The sequence below is a fragment of the Kitasatospora sp. NPDC054768 genome (genome assembly GCF_053612025.1).
Genome location: NZ_JBSHBN010000269.1, coordinates 1 through 1,950, shown reverse-complemented (window position 1 = coordinate 1,950; position 1,950 = coordinate 1). Strand labels below are relative to the sequence as shown.

Here is a 1,950-nt window from a genome sequence, read left to right as displayed (position 1 = left end):
GCTTCGAGGCGACTCGAAGCCCACGCCGTCATGTCCGCACCCTCATCCAGCCCGCCGCGAACACGAACCCGCCCGTCGAGGCGGCGAGGAAGACGAGCACGAACACCAACGCGCTCGCGACGGAGGAGACGCGCTCGGGGATCATCGCGAGAACCGATGCCGCCAGCACAAGGCTTCCGGCCGTGACGACACCGGCACCGACTACGGCCGCATACCTCTGCGGAGGACGACGACCAGCCGCTCGATGACGTCCGGCCGGGCGGCCCCGAGGTCGATCAGGACGACGCCGGTGGCCTTGGCCGAGCGCCAGTCGATCCCGAGGGACGGGAGTTTCACGTCGGCGGCGCTCAGGACGGCCTGGAGGTCGTCGAGGACGTCGGCCGCGGTGCGACGGTCCTCGGCCGTGATCTTGTCGATCATGCTGCTCATCGGGCGTCTCACTGTTCGGTGTTCGTGATCCAGCGCGCTTCGGTGTCCCACTCGATGCCGCCGCCCGGGGGCCGGAGGTAGGCGCGACCGTGCTGCCACCCCATGAAGGCGGCCCAGCGGCCGGAGCGGACGTCGAAGACCCGCTCGCCGACGATGGAGGGGCGGTGGGGGTTGGTCGGCGGCACCACCCGCCGCACGGGCGGCGCCGCCGGGGTCAAGGCGGAAGCATTCACCCGCGCCTCGGGGATGGAGTCGCCGCACTGCGCGCAGCGGCAGGGCGGAAAGTTCCGCCGCAGGATGAGGCTCTCGCCGCATTGACTGTTCGTCATATTCACCGACTAGTCTCTCTCTGTTGCTACCCCCTCACCAAGAGTGTCCGCTCGCGGCTAGTATCAGAAGAGCTTCACTTTGACAGCGAGCATTGTGGAAATCGGTGATCACCATGCCTCAGCGGGAAGTAGACCCAACCTCATCTCCGAACGCGGCCATCGGCGTTCAGCTGCGACGCTTCCGCAAGGCAAGGGGGCTCACGCAGATCGAACTCGGACGACGGACCAACTACAGCGATTCACTCATCTCCATGATCGAGAACGGAGACCGCCCCGCGCCGCTGAACCTCGTCCGCCGGTGCGACAAGGAACTCGACACCTGTGAGGCACTTGAGCTCCTGTACTGGACTGCCAAGAGCAGCACCTTGATCGGCGGATTCGTCTCCTTCATCGAGCACGAGCGCAAGGCCACGGCCTTCAAGGTCTACGAGCTGAACGTCATCCCCGGGCTGCTCCAGACTCGGGCCTACGCCTCCGCGATCGTCAGCGCCGAGGCCCGACGGGGCGAGATCCCCGGGGACAAGGTCAGCGAACGCGTCAATGTCCGCATGGCGCGCCAAGCCGTGCTCTACCAGGAACCCGCCCCCTCGATCCGCATCGTCATGGAGGAGAGTTGCCTGCGCCCTGTCGGCGGCCCCTTCGTCATGGCCGAACAGCTTCGCCGACTGGAGAACGTGGCCAGTCTTCCGCACGTCATGCTGCAAATCGCGCCGTCCAGCCTCGGCGAGAACCTCCCGTCGCTCTTGCCGTTCACGTTGCTCACCTCCCCGAGCGGGGCATGGATGGCCTACCTCGAAACCATCCAGCGGGGCTACGTGGAGCGAGAGAACCAGGACAACATCCATTCCCTCGCAAGGACTTACGATTGGCTCCAGGCCCAAGCCCTCTCATGTGCGGACTCACTGGCTCTCATCCGCACGCGTCTCAAGGAGTTCCACGCCATGTTCCCCATCGCGGCCTCCAGGCCCGTCTCCTGGCTGAAGTCCTCGTACAGCAGTGGCGGCGGTAACTGCATCGAGGTCGCACCGGGCCAGCTTGGCATCCTCCCCGTCCGTGACAGCAAGAACCCCGACGGCCCTCAGCTCGCCTTCAACATGGACGCCTGGCAGTCCTTCATCGCCGGCATCAAGTCCGGTGAGTTCGGCAGCATCTGAGACGTTGTGGCGGAGTGGTGCCTCGCCCGCTCCGGGCG

General features: G+C 66.2%; 3 protein-coding genes. 1 reads left to right on the top strand and 2 read right to left on the bottom strand.

What is annotated here, in order from left to right; all coding sequences use genetic code 11:
* Window positions 1-201: 201 nt before the first annotated feature.
* On the bottom strand, window positions 202-429 hold the full coding sequence (locus ACWGKU_RS39595) for a hypothetical protein (protein WP_401052118.1): 228 nt from the start codon (window positions 427-429) through the stop codon (window positions 202-204).
* Window positions 430-437: 8 nt separating this feature from the next.
* Window positions 438-647 carry a hypothetical protein gene (locus ACWGKU_RS39590; RefSeq protein ID WP_452180665.1) on the bottom strand — a complete coding sequence of 70 codons (210 nt, stop codon included), beginning with the start codon at window positions 645-647 and terminating at the stop codon, window positions 438-440.
* 224 nt (window positions 648-871) lie between these two features.
* Between ACWGKU_RS39590 and ACWGKU_RS39585 the strand changes: the two genes are divergently transcribed.
* On the top strand, window positions 872-1,912 hold the full coding sequence (locus tag ACWGKU_RS39585; protein ID WP_452180673.1) for a helix-turn-helix domain-containing protein: 1,041 nt from the start codon (window positions 872-874) through the stop codon (window positions 1,910-1,912).
* The last annotated feature ends 38 nt before the right edge of the window (window positions 1,913-1,950 follow it).